We start from the raw sequence: 13,807 nt of genomic DNA on the forward strand, positions 1-13,807 counted from the left end.
CGGTGCTCGTGCGGGTGACCGCGTTTCGTCTCGGTCGGCTTCGCCGTCCTCGCTCAACGACCCCTTAGGTCGCCGCGACGACCGTGGCGGCTGCCAGCGTCGCGCCGTCGACGGGGTGGATGAGCAGCAGCGCGCCGCCCTCCCGGTCCTCGGCGTAGGGCTCGAGGGGGAGCGGCGAGGCGAAGCGGATCCGCACGCGGCCGATCTCGTTCACAGCCAGTTCTGCGGCGTCCTCGAGGGCGAGCGTGTCCAGGTCGCGGCGCGAGAGCACCTCGGTCACGATCGCCTGCACCGTGGCGGTGCCGTGCTTGGCGAGCACGCGGGCGCCCGGGGCGATCGGCCGCACGTCGAGCTGGAAGATCTCGACCTCGGCCTCCGCATGCCCGTCCGGCACGGTGCCGGCGGTCGCGATGAGGGCGCCGCGCGCGGCGTCCACCTCGTCGGCGAGCGTCACGGCGATCGACTGCGCGGTGTGCGCGGATTCGGCCACGCGGCCCGCGACCCTGATGCCGGTGACGGTCGTCTCGTGACCGCCGGGGAAGACCTGCACGCGGTCGCCGACGCGGACGGATCCGCTCGACACCCGCCCGGCGAAGCCTCGGTAGTCGCGCAGCTCGTCGGCCTCGGCGTCGTCGATCAGTGCCGAGATGCCGCCCTGCGGACGGATCACGGTCTGCACCGGCAGGCGGAATGCGGCGTCCTCCTCGGCCTGGCGGGCAGGAAGGGTCTCCAGCAGCTCGCGCAGGGTCGGGCCCTCGAACCACGGGGTGCGGTCGGACCGATCCACGATGTTGTCGCCCTCGAGCGCCGAGACCGGGATCACGTGCATGTCGATGAGGCCGAGCTCGGCGGCGACGGCGAGCGCCTGCTCCTCGACGGCGCGGAACCGCTCCTCGTCGAAGCCCGTGAGGTCGATCTTGTTCACCGCGATCACGACGTGCGGCACGCGCAGCAGCGACACGACGGCGAGGTGCCGGCGGGTCTGCTCGACGACGCCCTTGCGCGCGTCGATCAGCACGACCACCGCGTCGGCGGTGGCGGATCCGGTGACCATGTTGCGCGTGTACTGCACGTGGCCGGGGCAGTCGGCGAGGATGAAGCTGCGCGCGTCCGTGGCGAAGTAGCGGTACGCGACGTCGATCGTGATGCCCTGCTCGCGCTCGGCGCGCAGGCCGTCGGTGAGCAGAGCGAAGTCGAACTCGCCGTGCGCGAAGCCGCGGTCGGCCGAGGTGCGCGCGACCTGCTCGAGCTGGTCGGCAAGGATCGCCTTCGCGTCGTGAAGCAGCCGGCCGACCAGCGTCGACTTGCCGTCGTCGACGGAGCCCGCGGTCGCGAACCGGAAGAGGGTGGTGTCGCGGAGCAGCGCCGGGGCGGTCTCGATCGTGCTCATCAGAAGTATCCGTTCTTCTTGCGGTCCTCCATGGCGGCCTCGCTGATGCGGTCGTCGGCGCGGGTGGCGCCGCGCTCGGTGAGGGTGGAGCGGGCGACCTCGGAGACGACCTGGTCGACCGTGGCGGCGTCGGACTCGACGGCGCCGGTGCAGCTCGCATCTCCCACCGTGCGGTAGCGGACCACGCGGCGCTCGACCTGCTCGTCCTCGCGGGGCTGTGCGAACTCGTTCACGGCCCACCACATGCCGTCGCGCCGGAACACCTCGCGCTCGTGCGCCAGGTACAGCGGCGGCAGGGCGATCTGCTCGCGGGCGATGTAGCGCCAGACGTCGAGCTCGGTCCAGTTCGAGATCGGGAACGCGCGCACGTGCTTGCCCGGCGTGTGCCGGCCGTTGTACAGGCTCCACAGCTCCGGGCGCTGGTTGCGCGGATCCCACTGCCCGAACTCGTCGCGCAGGGAGATGATGCGCTCCTTGGCGCGCGCCTTGTCCTCGTCGCGGCGGGCGCCGCCGAAGACCGCGTCGTGCTTGCCCGCGGCGATCGCATCGAGCAGGGGCTGAGTCTGCAGCACGTTGCGGGTGCCATCAGGACGCTCCGTGAGGCGGCCGTCGTCGATGTAGTCCTGCACGCGGGCGACCTCGAGCTTCAGGCCCAGGCGCTCGACGGTCTCGTCGCGGAACCGGATGACCTCCTCGAAGTTGTGCCCGGTGTCGACGTGCAGCACGGGGAACGGGATCCGGCCCGGCGCGAAGGCGCGCGCGGCGAGGTGCAGCACGAGCACGGAGTCCTTGCCGCCGGAGAACAGCAGCACGGGGCGCTCGAACTCGGCCACGACCTCGCGGATGATGTGGATCGCCTCGGCCTCGAGCAGGTCGAGTCCGGTGAGGGCACTCGCGTCGGTGCGCGAGGGCAGGGTGTCGATGATGCTCATACGTGGAGTCCGCATTCGGTCTTGGCGAGTCCGGCCCAGCGTCCGGAGCGGGGGTCTTCGCCGGCGGCGACGGGCTTGGTGCACGGTGCGCAGCCGATCGAGGGGTAGCCGTTCGCGACGAGGGGGTTCACCACCACGTCGTGCGCGGTGGCGTAGGCGATGAGGTCGTCGAACGACCACGCCGCGACGGGGTTCACCTTGATCAGCCCGTTGCGCTCGTCGAAGGCGATCAGCGGCGTGTTCGCCCGCGTGGGCGCCTCCTCGCGGCGGACGCCCGTGAACCACACCTCGTAGCCGCCGAGAGCCTGGTGCAGCGGGGCGACCTTGCGCATCTCGCAGCAGAGCGCGGGATCGCGGGCGAACAGGTCTTTGCCGAACTCGGCGTCCTGCTCGCGCACGGTCTGCGCGGGCTTCACATCGACGATGCGCACGTCGAGCGTGCGGGCGACCTCGTCGCGGGTGAACGTCGTCTCGAGGAAGTGGTAGCCCGTATCCAGGAACAGCACGTCGACGCCGGGGATGGCCTCGGCCACGAGGTGCGGCAGCGCGGCGTCGGCCATCGAGCAGGCGACGGCGGCGAGGCGGGGGGAGACGTTCGCGGCGACCCAGGCGGCGACCTCGGCGGGCGAAGCCTCATCGGCGGATCCGCTGCGCAGCTCTGCCGCGCCGCGCTCGGCGAGGGCCCGCAGCTCGTCGGACGAGCGACGGGCCGGCCGCAGTTCGAGGTCGACGACGGTGCTCATTGCAGCGCCTCCTCGTCGGCGCGGTGCGCCCAGGTCGCGAAGGTCTCGTCCGCACCCGTGCGATCGGCGAGGTAGCGGCGGATCACCCGCTCGGCGTAGTCGGCGATGCCGTCGGCCGGCACCTTCAGGCCGCGCACGGTGCGGCCCAGGCCCGCCTCTTCGCGGTCGGCGCTCGCGAGGCCGCCGCCGAGGTGCACCTGGTAGCCGGGCACCTGCTCGCCGTCGATCATGACGAGCTGGCCCTTCAAGCCGATGTCGGCCGTCTGAATGCGGGCGCACGAGTTCGGGCAGCCGTTCACGTGCAGGCTGATCGGGCGGCCGATCTCGGGCTCGAGCGCACCGAGGCGCTCCTCGAGCTGCTCGATCGCGCGGGCGGCGTTGACCTTGGTCTCGACGATCGCGAGTTTGCAGTACTCGATGCCGGTGCAGGCGATGGTCGCCCGGCGGAACAGGCTCGGGCGGGCCTCGAGGCCCAGCTTCGACAGGCCCGCGACGAGCGACTCGACCCGGTCCTCCGCGATGTCGAGCACGAGCACCTTCTGGTACGGCGTGGTGCGGATCCGGGTGGACCCGTGCGCCTCGGCGAGGTCCGCGAGTCCGGTGAGCGCGGTGCCGGAGACCCGGCCGACCGCGGGAGCGGCACCGACGTAGTAGCGGCCGTCCTTCTGCAGGTGCACGCCGACGTGGTCGCCTTTGCCGACCGGCTTCGGGGCGGCGGGACCGTCGGGCAGCGGGGTGTCCAGATACTCGCCCTCGAGCACCTCGCGGAACTTCTCGGTACCCCAGTCGGCGAGCAGGAACTTCAGCCGGGCCTTGTTGCGCAGCCGACGGTAGCCGTAGTCGCGGAAGATCTGGGTGACGCCGTGCCAGACCTCGGCCACGCGGTCGGGGGTGACGAAGACGCCCAGGCGCTCGCCGAGGCGGGGCACCGTGGAGAGCGCGCCGCCGACCCAGAGGTCGTAGCCGATGCCGAGCTCGGGGTGCTCGACGGCGACGAACGCGCAGTCGTTGATCTCGTGCACGACGTCCTGGCTGGGGTGGCCGGTGATCGCGGTCTTGTACTTGCGCGGCAGGTTGGCGAGCGTCTCGTCGCCGATGAATCGCTCCGCGATCTCCAGGATCTGCGGGGTCGGATCGATGAGCTCGTCGGCCGCGATGCCGGCGACCGGGGATCCCAGGATCACGCGGGGTACATCGCCGCAGGCCTCGGTCGTGCTGAGATCGACGTCCTCGAGCCGCCGCCAGATCTCCGGCACGTCCTCGACGCGGATCCAGTGCAGCTGGATGTTCTGCCGGTCGGTGAAGTCGGCGCTGTCGCGGGCGAACTCGGTCGAGATGCCGCCGATCACGCGCAGCTGCTCGGTCGTGAGCTGGCCGCCGTCGATGCGCACGCGCAGCATGAAGTACTCGTCCTCGAGCTCCTCCGGGCTGAGCGTCGCCGTGCGACCGCCGTCGATCCCGGGCTTGCGCTGCGTGTACAGGCCCCACCAGCGGAACCGGCCGTGCAGGTCGGTGGGGTCGATCGAGGCGAAGCCGCCGGCGGCGTACGTCGATTCGATCCGCTCGCGCACGCTCAGCCCGCCGTCGGCGAGCTTCCACTCCTCGTTGCCGTTGAGGGGCTCGTGGCCGTCGACGGCCCACTGCCCGTGCGGCTTGGTGGGCACGCGGGCGGTGCGCGTGCGGGCACCACGCACAGGAACGATCGCTTCGGGAGGCATGCCGACAAGCTACGGGCGGATCCGCGCGGGCGCTCGTGTGTGTCATCGGCTCCGACACGGAGCGTCATTGTTCGACATGGTCCAGTTTCCTCCGGGGAGGATGCTGTTCAATGGAGCGTCCCCGGTGCGGCCTTCGAGCTGGGATCCGGTCGCCCGCACGCTGGGGAGGAGAACGCAGCCACCGGCGGAGCGGATCCGCGAATCCCTCCTCCGGAACGCGAGAAATCCGCCCGAGCGCGAGCGCAGGCGGAGTCCTCGAGCGCGATACGGATCAGTGCGCGAGGTACGGCACGCGCTCCCAGCTCAGCACGTGGTCGGCGCCGGGGCGGTTGATCGTGACGCGCAGCCAGTCCTTGTTGTTCGAGGATCCGTCGACCGTCACGCGCGTGAGGTTGTCGGCGGATCCGGTCACGCCATAGGTCGCCAGCCACGGGGATCCGGCTGCGAGCGGCTTGTCGGAGTTGTACACGTGGCTGTCGCCGTTGACGAGGTACACCTCGCCGTCGAAGGCGCTGGACTGCTCTACGAGAGTCTGCACGAGCGGCTGGAAGGCCGAGATGTCCGACCAGGCGGGCGTGTAGGTGGGGTCGAACATGTCGGCCTGCAGCAGCACCATGACGGCGCGGTCGTGCTTCTGCTTCGCGGTCGCGAACGTGCTCTTCACGAGCGAGATCGCGTTCGCCATCCGCGCCTGCTCCGCGGCGAGCTGCTCGGGGCGCGCGACGGTGTCACCGAGGCCGGCCCACGGCTGGACGCCGTCGTTGCTGCCGACGACGTGGATCGCGGCGAAGTCGACGCCCTGGCGACGCAGAGACACATTCTCGGGGAACCCGGCCGCGGTCTGCGCGTCGACTTTCACCGGGTTCTGCCCGAGGGAGACTCCGGGGTTCGCGAAGAACACGGAGCGGTCGTGGGCGAGGCGCTCGAGCGGGTTGTACGCCCCGTTGTTCGCACGGTGGCAGTCGGTCCACTCGTTGTCGCCCGGGGTGTAGATCAGCGGGTTCGTGAAGGTGTCGAAGTCACCCTTGATCTGCTGGTACAGGGCGTCGTCGCAGCGCGTCGAACCGTTCTTGATGTCGCCGACGTGGAACGTCATCTCCGGATCCGCAGCGTTGATCTCCTGGATCCACTGCGGGAACAGCGCCTGCTGTGCGGTGCCGTAGGGGACATCACCGATCACGGCGAACGAGTAGTGGCCGTCCTTGTCCTGACCGGGTGCGTCGGCAGCGAGGGCAGGGGTGGTGCTCGCGGCGACGAGCGCGATGGCGGCGGCCGTCGCCGCCACAAGAGTGCGGGGGAGGTGCATGCGGTGTCCTTCGTTCGGGGGCGCCGGCGCCGACGCCGTACCCACCATCGCGCTCGCGGGCCCGAAGCGAGTGGCCGTCGCGTGAACGGCAGGGGAACAGCTCGCGAGGGGCTCCGGCGGTCACCGCGGCGGCGAGGCGGACAGCCGCTCAGTGCCCCCGCAGCTGCCTGAGCTCGGCCTCGCCCGCGAGGTAGCGGTCCACGACGAGATCCACGAGCGGCACGGGCGGCTCGCCGTCGTCGAGCAGCGGCTCGGTGAGCGCAGCGGATCCGGTCACGCGCTCCGCCATGTCGAAGAAGTATCCGTGCGCGAGCAGGTAGGTCGCGACAGCGGCTCCTGGAAGCGCGGCGAGGGCGTCGGCGAGGCTCGGCTCGCGCGCGGCGAGGTAGGCGGGCACGACCGCGCGCCCCAGCTCCCCGCTCAGCAGTGCGGCCATCGCCTCGGCGTCGGGCAGCGACCGCGGATCCCGGGAGCCCGCGACGGCGAGCACGACCGGGCGATCTGCGTCGTCCCCGGAGCGTGACGCACCGTCAGCCTCCGCAAGCCGCCGCGCGAGCACCTCCGCGAGGCGCGGATCGGGCCCGAGCGGATTCGTGACGACCGCGTCGGAGCGCTCCGAAACGGCCCGCCCCAGGTCCACCCGCACGTGAAAACCCTGCGACAGCAGCAGCGGCACCACGACGACGGGTCCGTCGATCGCGGCCAGGGCCGTGGGGGCGTCGGGCTGCTGCACGTCGACGAAGCCGGAGTGCACGGCGACCCGGCGCTCGTCCTCGGTCTGCTGCGACGGGGCGCCGTTCAGCCGCTCGGCGACCCGGCGCACCAGCAGCGCGATCGCAGCGGCGCCGGCGGTGTCCGAGGTGCCGTGAGAGACGGCGAGCAGCGCGGGGCGGGGCATGGGGGGAGTGTAGGCCGCTCTCCTGCCGGCGCGCCGGGCCGCACGTCACACGATGACACGGCCTTCGGAATCGGGCGTCCGAAACCGTCCGAAAGGTGGAGGCCGGCGGGAGGCGGCGGGGGTATCCGGATCCCTACGCTGGAAAGGTACTCGACCCGAGGAGAGACGTGTTCACCACTCCAGCCCGCCTGTTCCGCGTGCTCGCGATCGCGGAGGCCATCACCTGGACCCTGCTGATCGGCGCGCTGATCGCCCGTGCCACAGGACTGCCGCCGGTGCTGGTCACGATCGCCGGCTCCATCCACGGCTTCGTCTTCCTCTCCTACGGCGCCACCGCGGTGCTGCTCGCGTTCCACCAGCGCTGGGGCGTCGGCGTCGCGATCCTCGCGATCGCCAGCGCGATCGTGCCCTACGCCACGATCCCCGCCGAGATCTGGCTGCACCGCACCGGCCGCCTCGCCGGCGACTGGCGCCTCGCGCAGACCGACGATCCGCGGGACGCCGCCTGGTACGACCGCACGATGCGCTGGTTCCTGCACCGGCCGTGGGTGCTCGCGCTGCTCATCCTCGTTGCTGTCGCGGCCATCTTCGCCGTGCTGCTGCTGATCGGCCCTCCCGGCGGCAAGTGATCGGGGCGGCCCGGCCGCGTCTACGGGATCTGAAGTGCACCGCGTTCCTCTGTGAGGGACGCGGTGCACTTTTGGGATCCCAACTCTTGACGTCCGACGCCGCTCCTTCTATTCTCGGTTTGGGATCCCAATATGGGATCCCAAACTCCGGTCGACATGCACGCTCGACCGGCCTTCCCGACGAAGTGAAGGAGGACCAGGTGTCCCTTCAGAACGAAGCAACGGCGGACCGAGCCGCCGAGACCAGCGCGTCGCCCCGCAGCCAGGGCAAGCCCACCAGAGTGCGATGGAGGCTGTTCCTCCTGCTGCTGATCCTGGTGTCGGTGAACTACATCGACCGCGGATCGATCTCGGTCGCCCTGCCCATCATCCAGAAGGACTTCGACCTCTCCCCGGAGCTCGTCGGACTTCTCCTGAGCGCGTTCTTCTGGACGTACGCGCTCATGCAGGTCCCGGTCGGCTACCTCATCGACCGGTTCGGCCCGCGCAAGGTCGTCACGGCCTCCTGCGTCGGCTGGGGCGCGGCGACCGCCGCCTCGGGCCTGGCGGGCAACTTCATCAGCATGTTTATCGCGCGCTCCGCGATCGGCGTCACCGAGGCGGGCGTGATGCCCGCGGGCGGCAAGCTGAACGCCCTGTGGATGCACTCCAAGGAGCGCGGGCGCGGTGCGACGATCCTCGACGCCGGCGCTCCGCTGGGAGCGGGCATCGGCGGCATCCTGATCACCTGGCTCATCGCGAGCACCGGATCCTGGCGCTACGCCTTCATCATCGCCGGCATCGCGACGGTCGTGCTCGGCCTGTTCATCTGGTGGTACGTGCGTGACAACCCTCGCGCGCACAAGGCGGTCAACGACGCCGAGGCCGAGTACATCGAGGACTCGCACCGCGAGGAGGCCGCCACTGGCCCCGTTTCCACCCGCCGCGGCCTGGTGCAGTACCTGCGCTTCCGCTCGTTCTGGGCCATGTGCTTCGGCTGGCTCGGCTTCAACGGCGTCTTCTACGGCCTGCTCACCTGGGGCCCGCTGTACCTCTCCGAGGCCAAGCACTTCGACTTGAAGACGGTCGGCTGGTCGACCTTCGTGATCTTCGGCGCCGGGTTCGTCGGTGAGATCCTCGGCGGTCTGCTCGCCGACAAGCTCCGCTCCCGCGGGCACAGCGCGAACCTCGTGATGCGCTCGATGCTCGGCGCCGCCGCGCTGATCGTCACCGCCGGCCTGGTCGGCGTCACCCTCGTCGGCGACCCGATCACCGCGGTGGTGCTGCTCTCGGTCGTGCTCTTCTTCCTGCGCTGGGTCGGCCTGTTCTGGGCTGTTCCGGCCACGTTGGGCGGCCGCGAGAATGCGGGTGTGCTGGGCGGCGCGATGAACCTCAGCGGCAACGTGGCCGGCTTCATCACGTCGATCGCGGTCGGCCTCATCGTCGGCGCCACGGGCGGCTACACCTGGGCACTGCTCTACTTCGTCGGCTCGGCGATCGTGATGGGCGTCTCGGTGCTCGCGCTCGACTACAGCAAGCGGCTCGTGCGCGCATGATCGTCCCCGTCCGTGGATCGGACTCCGTCCCGGTGCACGGACGGGGTGTGTCGCTAGGCTGGGATCCCAGAACCGGAGAAGGCGGAGGGCAGCCCCGTGGCGCAGACAGTCGATGCCAGTCAGCGGGCCAAGCCGCTGCGCGAGGTGATCAGGGACACCGTTCGCAACAGGATCTTCGAGGGGCAGTACACCCCGGGATCCCGGCTGGTGGAGCGCGACCTCGCCGCGGAGTTCAACGTGTCCCGGCTTCCGGTCCGCGAGGCGCTGCGGATGCTGCAGCAGGAGGGCCTGGTCACCGAGCCGGCGACGCGCGGATCCGTGGTCGCGTCGCTCGATGCGGATCAGGTGGAAGACCTGTTCAGCGTGCGGATCGCGCTGGAGGTGCTGGCCTGCCGGCTGGCAGCGCAGCGCGCCACCCCGGAAGACATCGGCCGGCTGAGCGGACTGGTCGACCGCTCGAAGGAAGCGCTGGCCCGGGGCAGCCTGGCCGAGACCCACGCCCTGAACAGCGAGTTCCACGACGAGGTCACCCGGATCGCGGACAACGACTTCCTCCGTACGGCGCTGGAGCCGCTGCAGGGGCGGATGCACTGGCTGTTCCGCCACGTCCGGGACCTTCCGGAGCTCGTCGAGGAGCACGAGCTGCTGCTGACCGCCATCGCCAGCGGCGACCCCGACCGGGCGGCCGCGCAGTCCGCCCACCACATCGAGAAGTACCGCGAACAGTATCCCGACACCGTGTGAGCTGCCATCGGCAGTCCGGGTCGGCCGCAGAGAGGACGACATGAGACTGCTGATCATCAACCCCAACACGAGCTCCGCGGTCACGGAGCTGATCCGCGCCGAGGCGCAGCGCTCCGCGCGCCCGGACACCGAGCTGCAGGTGCAGACGGCGCCCTACGGCGTGGAGTACATCGAGACCCGGCTCGAGTCGCTCATCGCGGCGGGAGCGGTGGCCGAGGTGATCGCCGAGCACGCGGGCGAGGTCGACGGCGTCGTGGTCGCGGCATTCGGGGATCCCGGCATGCCGGCGCTCAAGGAGCTCGTGGACGTGCCCGTGATCGGCATCACCGAGGCCGCGCTCTGCGCCGCAGCGCTGCAGGGGCACCGCTTCTCGATCATCGCGATCTCGGACCGGATCACCGCGTGGTACCGCGAGTGCGTCGAGGGCTTCGGGCTCGCCGGGCGTCTCGCCTCGATCCGGTCCATCACCGAGGCGCTCGGCGGGATCGACAGCGTCCAGCAGGACTTCGGCCCCACGCTGGTCGCGCTCGCGCAGCGCGCGGTCGCCGAGGACGGCGCGGACGTGATCATCCTCGCCGGCGCGCCCCTCGCCGGCCTTGCCCGGGAGGTCGCCGGGCAGATCCCGGTGCCGGTCGTCGACGGCATCGGCGCGGGGGTGCGACTCGCGGAGGCGGTGGTCGGGCTCGCCTCCGGCACGCACCGGGCGGGCGCGTTCGCCGCCCCGCCGCGCAAGCCCCGTCGGGGCCTCAGCCCCGCGCTGGATCGCGCGTTCGACCGTGCGCAGAAGGCAACGGACATCTCGGAAGGAGTGAACTGATCATGTCGGACCTCGTCATCGCGAACGCCCGGATCGTCAATGCGGACGGCGTCTCGTCCGGTCATATCGTGGTCGCCGGCGGCAGGATCGACGCGATCCTCGCCGTCGCGGATCCGATTCCCGCCGCCGGCCGGGTCATCGACGCCGCCGGTCGCGTGGTGATCCCCGGCGGTGTCGACGGGCACTGCCACGTCGCGCAGATCACCGGGCGGTACCGCACCCTCGACGACTTCGCCGTCACCAGCGCCGCGGCGCTCTGGGGTGGCACCACCACCATCATGGACTTCGGCATCCCGCGGGACGCCTCGGAGAGCCCCCTCGCGGCCGCGCGCAACAAGCGCGACCTGGCCCGGGCGTCCCGCTGCGACGTCGCCCTGCACGGCTCCGTCGTCGCATGGGATGAGACGGTGCCCGCGCAGCTGGACGCGCTGGCCGCGATGGGCATCCGCTCGGTCAAGATGTACATGACCAACCGCGGATCGACCATGAGCGACAACGACACCGTGCTCAAGGTGATGAAGGAGATGAAGCGCCTCGGCGGGATGACGATCATCCACGCCGAGCACGACGCGATCATCGTCGACTGCACCGAGGAGCACGCCGACAGCGGGGAGATCGGCATCGAGCACCTGCACGAGACCCGCCCCGAGCTCGCCGAGGAGGCCTCGGTGCGCGAGGTGCTCGCGATGGCGGAGTACATCGACACCCCGGTCTACTTCGTGCACCAGTCCACACCCGGCGCGGTCGACCTCGTCTCGGACGCCCGCCTTCGCGGCCTCGAGGCGTACTCCGAGACCTGCCCGCACTACCTCCTGTTGGACGACGGCGTCTACGCGTCGCGGTTCCCGGAGTGGTATGCCTGCTGCCCGCCGATGCGGGACGCGGCGACGGTCGCGGCACTGCGTGAGCGGTTCGCGGACGGATCCGTCGACACGGTCGCCAGCGACCACTCCTGCTACGACCTCAGCCAGAAGCGCGAGCACAGTGACGACATCCGCCAGATGCCGCACGGGCTGCCGGGAGTGGAGACGCGCATGCCCGCCGCGTTCACCGCTCTGACCGACGGGGCGCCGATCACCGACGCCGTGCTGCAGCGTTTCGCGGATCTGTTCTCCGCGGCGCCCGCCCGCATCAACGCGCTGAGCGGCAAGGGCCGCATCGCGGTCGGTCAGGACGCCGACCTGGTGGTCTTCGATCCGGACGAGGAGCGGCGCGTCGACGGAACGGCGCTGCACATGGGCACCGACTTCTCGCCGTTCGACGGCAGGACGCTGCGCGGCTGGCCGCAGGTCGTCGTCGCGGGCGGCCGGGCCGTCCTGGACGAGGAGGGCTTCCACGATCCCGGCGCGATCGGACGCTTCATCGAGCGGGAGCCGCAGCCGGCGGCCTCGTCGGGCCGCCGCTCCGGGCGCGCACTGGCGGGGAGGACCGCATGAGCGCCGCATCGGAGGTCCTTTCCGCGTCGCGGCCCACCCGGATCGGGATGATCGTCCCGTCCTCGAACACCTGCCTGGAGCCGATGACGTACCGGATCCTGGGCGAGCGGGATGACGTGACCGTGCACTCCGCGCGTATCCCGGTGACCCGCATCGCCCTCGACGCCGGATCCGACCAGCAGTTCGACGCCGCCGGGATGCGCGCGGCCGCCGAGCTGCTCGCCACCGCCGACGTCGACGTGATCGCTTGGAACGGGACCTCGGGATCGTGGCTCGGCGTCGGGCATGATGAGGCGATTGCCGCCGAGATCACCCGGGCCACGGGCGTGCCCGCCACGACCTCGACGCTCGCCTACTTCGCGGCGTTCCGGCGGTTCGGGATCTCCGGTATCGGCCTGCTCACGCCGTACACCGCCGACGTGAACGAGCAGGTCGCCGCCCGTTACAGCGAGAACGGCGTCATCGTCGCCGGGCACACCGCGCTCGGACTGAGCGACAACGAGTCGTTCGGCCGGGTGCGGCCCGAGGCGCTGGTGGATCCGTCGATCGCGCTCGCCGAGGCGGGCCCCGACGCGCTCGTCTACCTGTGCACCAACCTGTACGGCGCGCCGATCGTGGCGGAGGTCGAGGCTCGCACCGGGGTGCCCGTGCTCGATTCCGTGGCGGTGACGCTCTGGCACTCCCTGGAGCTGGCCGGATCCCCTCTGCTCGACGCACGCTGGGGACGGCTGCTCGCCTGACGTGGCGGTTCGCCCGCCCGTCGCGCGTGCTGTGCGAGGTCAGTGGCGGGGCGAGGTCAGTGGATGAGAATGGCGTCCGCGGTGATCACGTCGTACCCGACGGTGCTCGCGGAGTCGTCCGTGCAGGTGACGGAGACGTAGAACCCGAGGCGGGCATCGAGGAATCCGCGGGCGGCGGCGTATCCGCTGCCCGTGTCGTCGGAGTAGGACAGCGTGCGGCTCGCGATGTCCTTCGTCTGGCTGGTCGCGTTCATCAGGGTGTCATCCGTCGCGCGCTCGGTGGCCTTGTCGGGCGTCGTGCCGAGGACGGCCGCGAGCACCGCATCCGACGCGGATCGGTCGTCGGTCTGACCGTTCCACGTCATGGTGCCCTGCCAGAACTTCGCCTGGCAGACGCCGTCCTTGCGGGTGAAGCCCCAGTTGCCCTTGCCGTCGTCGGGAGTGGTGTAATCCCACTCGCTGTCGCTGATCAGGCCGTCCGACCACTCCGCGGCCGTGCCCGCGGGCAGAGACGGGTCTTCGAAGTACAGCGATCCGGAGGAGGACGAGTCGGCCGGTGCGTCCGTCACGGTGCCGGCATCGGCGGTCGGCTCGGACGTGGGCGTCTTGGCCGGCCCCTTGGGGATGAGGTCGAACGGGTTCAGGCAGGCGCTCAGCGGCAGCGCGGTGGCCAGGAGGAGCGCGGCGGCGCCGAGGCGGATCGCGGCAGATGCGGTGCGGGTGCGTGAGGTCATGCCCCGATCCTAGGGATCTGCTGTGCGTCCGCACGATGGGGTGAACTATCCATGCGACGCCACTCGTGAAAGTTGAGCGCACTCGTATCAAGTTTGTTTGACATCCCTTGACAGTGGGCGTATCGTTGAGTCATCGCGACTCAGGTTTCGCAGGGTCATCCCCAAGGATCCGGAGCTCGCGCAGA

General features: G+C 70.8%; 13 protein-coding genes. 6 read left to right on the forward strand and 7 right to left on the reverse strand.

The window, feature by feature from the left end; genetic code table 11:
- Positions 1 to 64: 64 nt before the first annotated feature.
- The 6 genes from AC1DMN_RS03060 to AC1DMN_RS03085 form a co-directional block, all read right to left on the reverse strand.
- Positions 65 to 1,390 (reverse strand): sulfate adenylyltransferase subunit 1, encoded by a 1,326-nt coding sequence (locus tag AC1DMN_RS03060; RefSeq protein WP_477230132.1) that lies wholly within the window; start codon positions 1,388 to 1,390, stop codon positions 65 to 67.
- Positions 1,390 to 2,322: a sulfate adenylyltransferase subunit CysD gene (gene cysD, locus AC1DMN_RS03065; protein ID WP_477230133.1), complete on the reverse strand. Its 933-nt coding sequence runs from the start codon at positions 2,320 to 2,322 to the stop codon at positions 1,390 to 1,392. Before cysD ends, AC1DMN_RS03060 begins: the two co-directional genes overlap by 1 nt.
- The gene (locus tag AC1DMN_RS03070; RefSeq protein ID WP_477230134.1) at positions 2,319 to 3,065 is read right to left on the reverse strand and encodes a phosphoadenylyl-sulfate reductase; all 747 of its coding nucleotides are present in this window, start codon (positions 3,063 to 3,065) and stop codon (positions 2,319 to 2,321) included. The genes cysD and AC1DMN_RS03070 overlap by 4 nt, the downstream gene beginning before the upstream one ends.
- On the reverse strand, positions 3,062 to 4,783 hold the full coding sequence (locus AC1DMN_RS03075) for a nitrite/sulfite reductase (protein ID WP_477230135.1): 1,722 nt from the start codon (positions 4,781 to 4,783) through the stop codon (positions 3,062 to 3,064). Before AC1DMN_RS03075 ends, AC1DMN_RS03070 begins: the two co-directional genes overlap by 4 nt.
- A 271-nt stretch (positions 4,784 to 5,054) precedes the next feature.
- A complete protein-coding gene (locus AC1DMN_RS03080) occupies positions 5,055 to 6,089 on the reverse strand; it encodes a hypothetical protein (RefSeq protein WP_477230136.1) in 1,035 nt (344 codons plus the stop codon).
- A gap of 148 nt (positions 6,090 to 6,237) precedes the next feature.
- A complete protein-coding gene (locus AC1DMN_RS03085) occupies positions 6,238 to 6,987 on the reverse strand; it encodes a sirohydrochlorin chelatase (protein WP_477230137.1) in 750 nt (249 codons plus the stop codon).
- 167 nt (positions 6,988 to 7,154) lie between these two features.
- Here AC1DMN_RS03085 and AC1DMN_RS03090 point away from each other — a divergent pair, with 167 nt between their 5' ends.
- The 6 genes from AC1DMN_RS03090 (at position 7,155) to AC1DMN_RS03115 (ending at position 12,888) form a co-directional block, all read left to right on the forward strand.
- Positions 7,155 to 7,616 carry a DUF3817 domain-containing protein gene (locus AC1DMN_RS03090; RefSeq protein ID WP_440732495.1) on the forward strand — a complete coding sequence of 154 codons (462 nt, stop codon included), beginning with the start codon at positions 7,155 to 7,157 and terminating at the stop codon, positions 7,614 to 7,616.
- 200 nt (positions 7,617 to 7,816) lie between these two features.
- The gene (locus AC1DMN_RS03095; RefSeq protein ID WP_477230138.1) at positions 7,817 to 9,151 is read left to right on the forward strand and encodes an MFS transporter; all 1,335 of its coding nucleotides are present in this window, start codon (positions 7,817 to 7,819) and stop codon (positions 9,149 to 9,151) included.
- A gap of 96 nt (positions 9,152 to 9,247) precedes the next feature.
- Entirely contained in the window at positions 9,248 to 9,895 is a 648-nt protein-coding gene (locus AC1DMN_RS03100; RefSeq protein ID WP_477230139.1) for a GntR family transcriptional regulator, read from the forward strand.
- A gap of 40 nt (positions 9,896 to 9,935) precedes the next feature.
- The gene (locus AC1DMN_RS03105) at positions 9,936 to 10,712 is read left to right on the forward strand and encodes an aspartate/glutamate racemase family protein (protein WP_477230140.1); all 777 of its coding nucleotides are present in this window, start codon (positions 9,936 to 9,938) and stop codon (positions 10,710 to 10,712) included.
- A gap of 2 nt (positions 10,713 to 10,714) precedes the next feature.
- Positions 10,715 to 12,148 (forward strand): amidohydrolase family protein, encoded by a 1,434-nt coding sequence (locus AC1DMN_RS03110; RefSeq protein WP_477230141.1) that lies wholly within the window; start codon positions 10,715 to 10,717, stop codon positions 12,146 to 12,148.
- Complete coding sequence (locus tag AC1DMN_RS03115) at positions 12,145 to 12,888, forward strand: maleate cis-trans isomerase family protein (protein WP_477230142.1); 744 nt, start codon at positions 12,145 to 12,147, stop codon at positions 12,886 to 12,888. The genes AC1DMN_RS03110 and AC1DMN_RS03115 overlap by 4 nt, the downstream gene beginning before the upstream one ends.
- A gap of 56 nt (positions 12,889 to 12,944) precedes the next feature.
- On the opposite strand, the gene AC1DMN_RS03120 is transcribed toward AC1DMN_RS03115, so the two are convergent.
- Positions 12,945 to 13,622 carry a hypothetical protein gene (locus AC1DMN_RS03120; protein WP_441977890.1) on the reverse strand — a complete coding sequence of 226 codons (678 nt, stop codon included), beginning with the start codon at positions 13,620 to 13,622 and terminating at the stop codon, positions 12,945 to 12,947.
- Between the last annotated feature and the right edge of the window lie 185 nt (positions 13,623 to 13,807).

Source organism: Microbacterium sp. 01T413_2 (assembly GCF_056398985.1).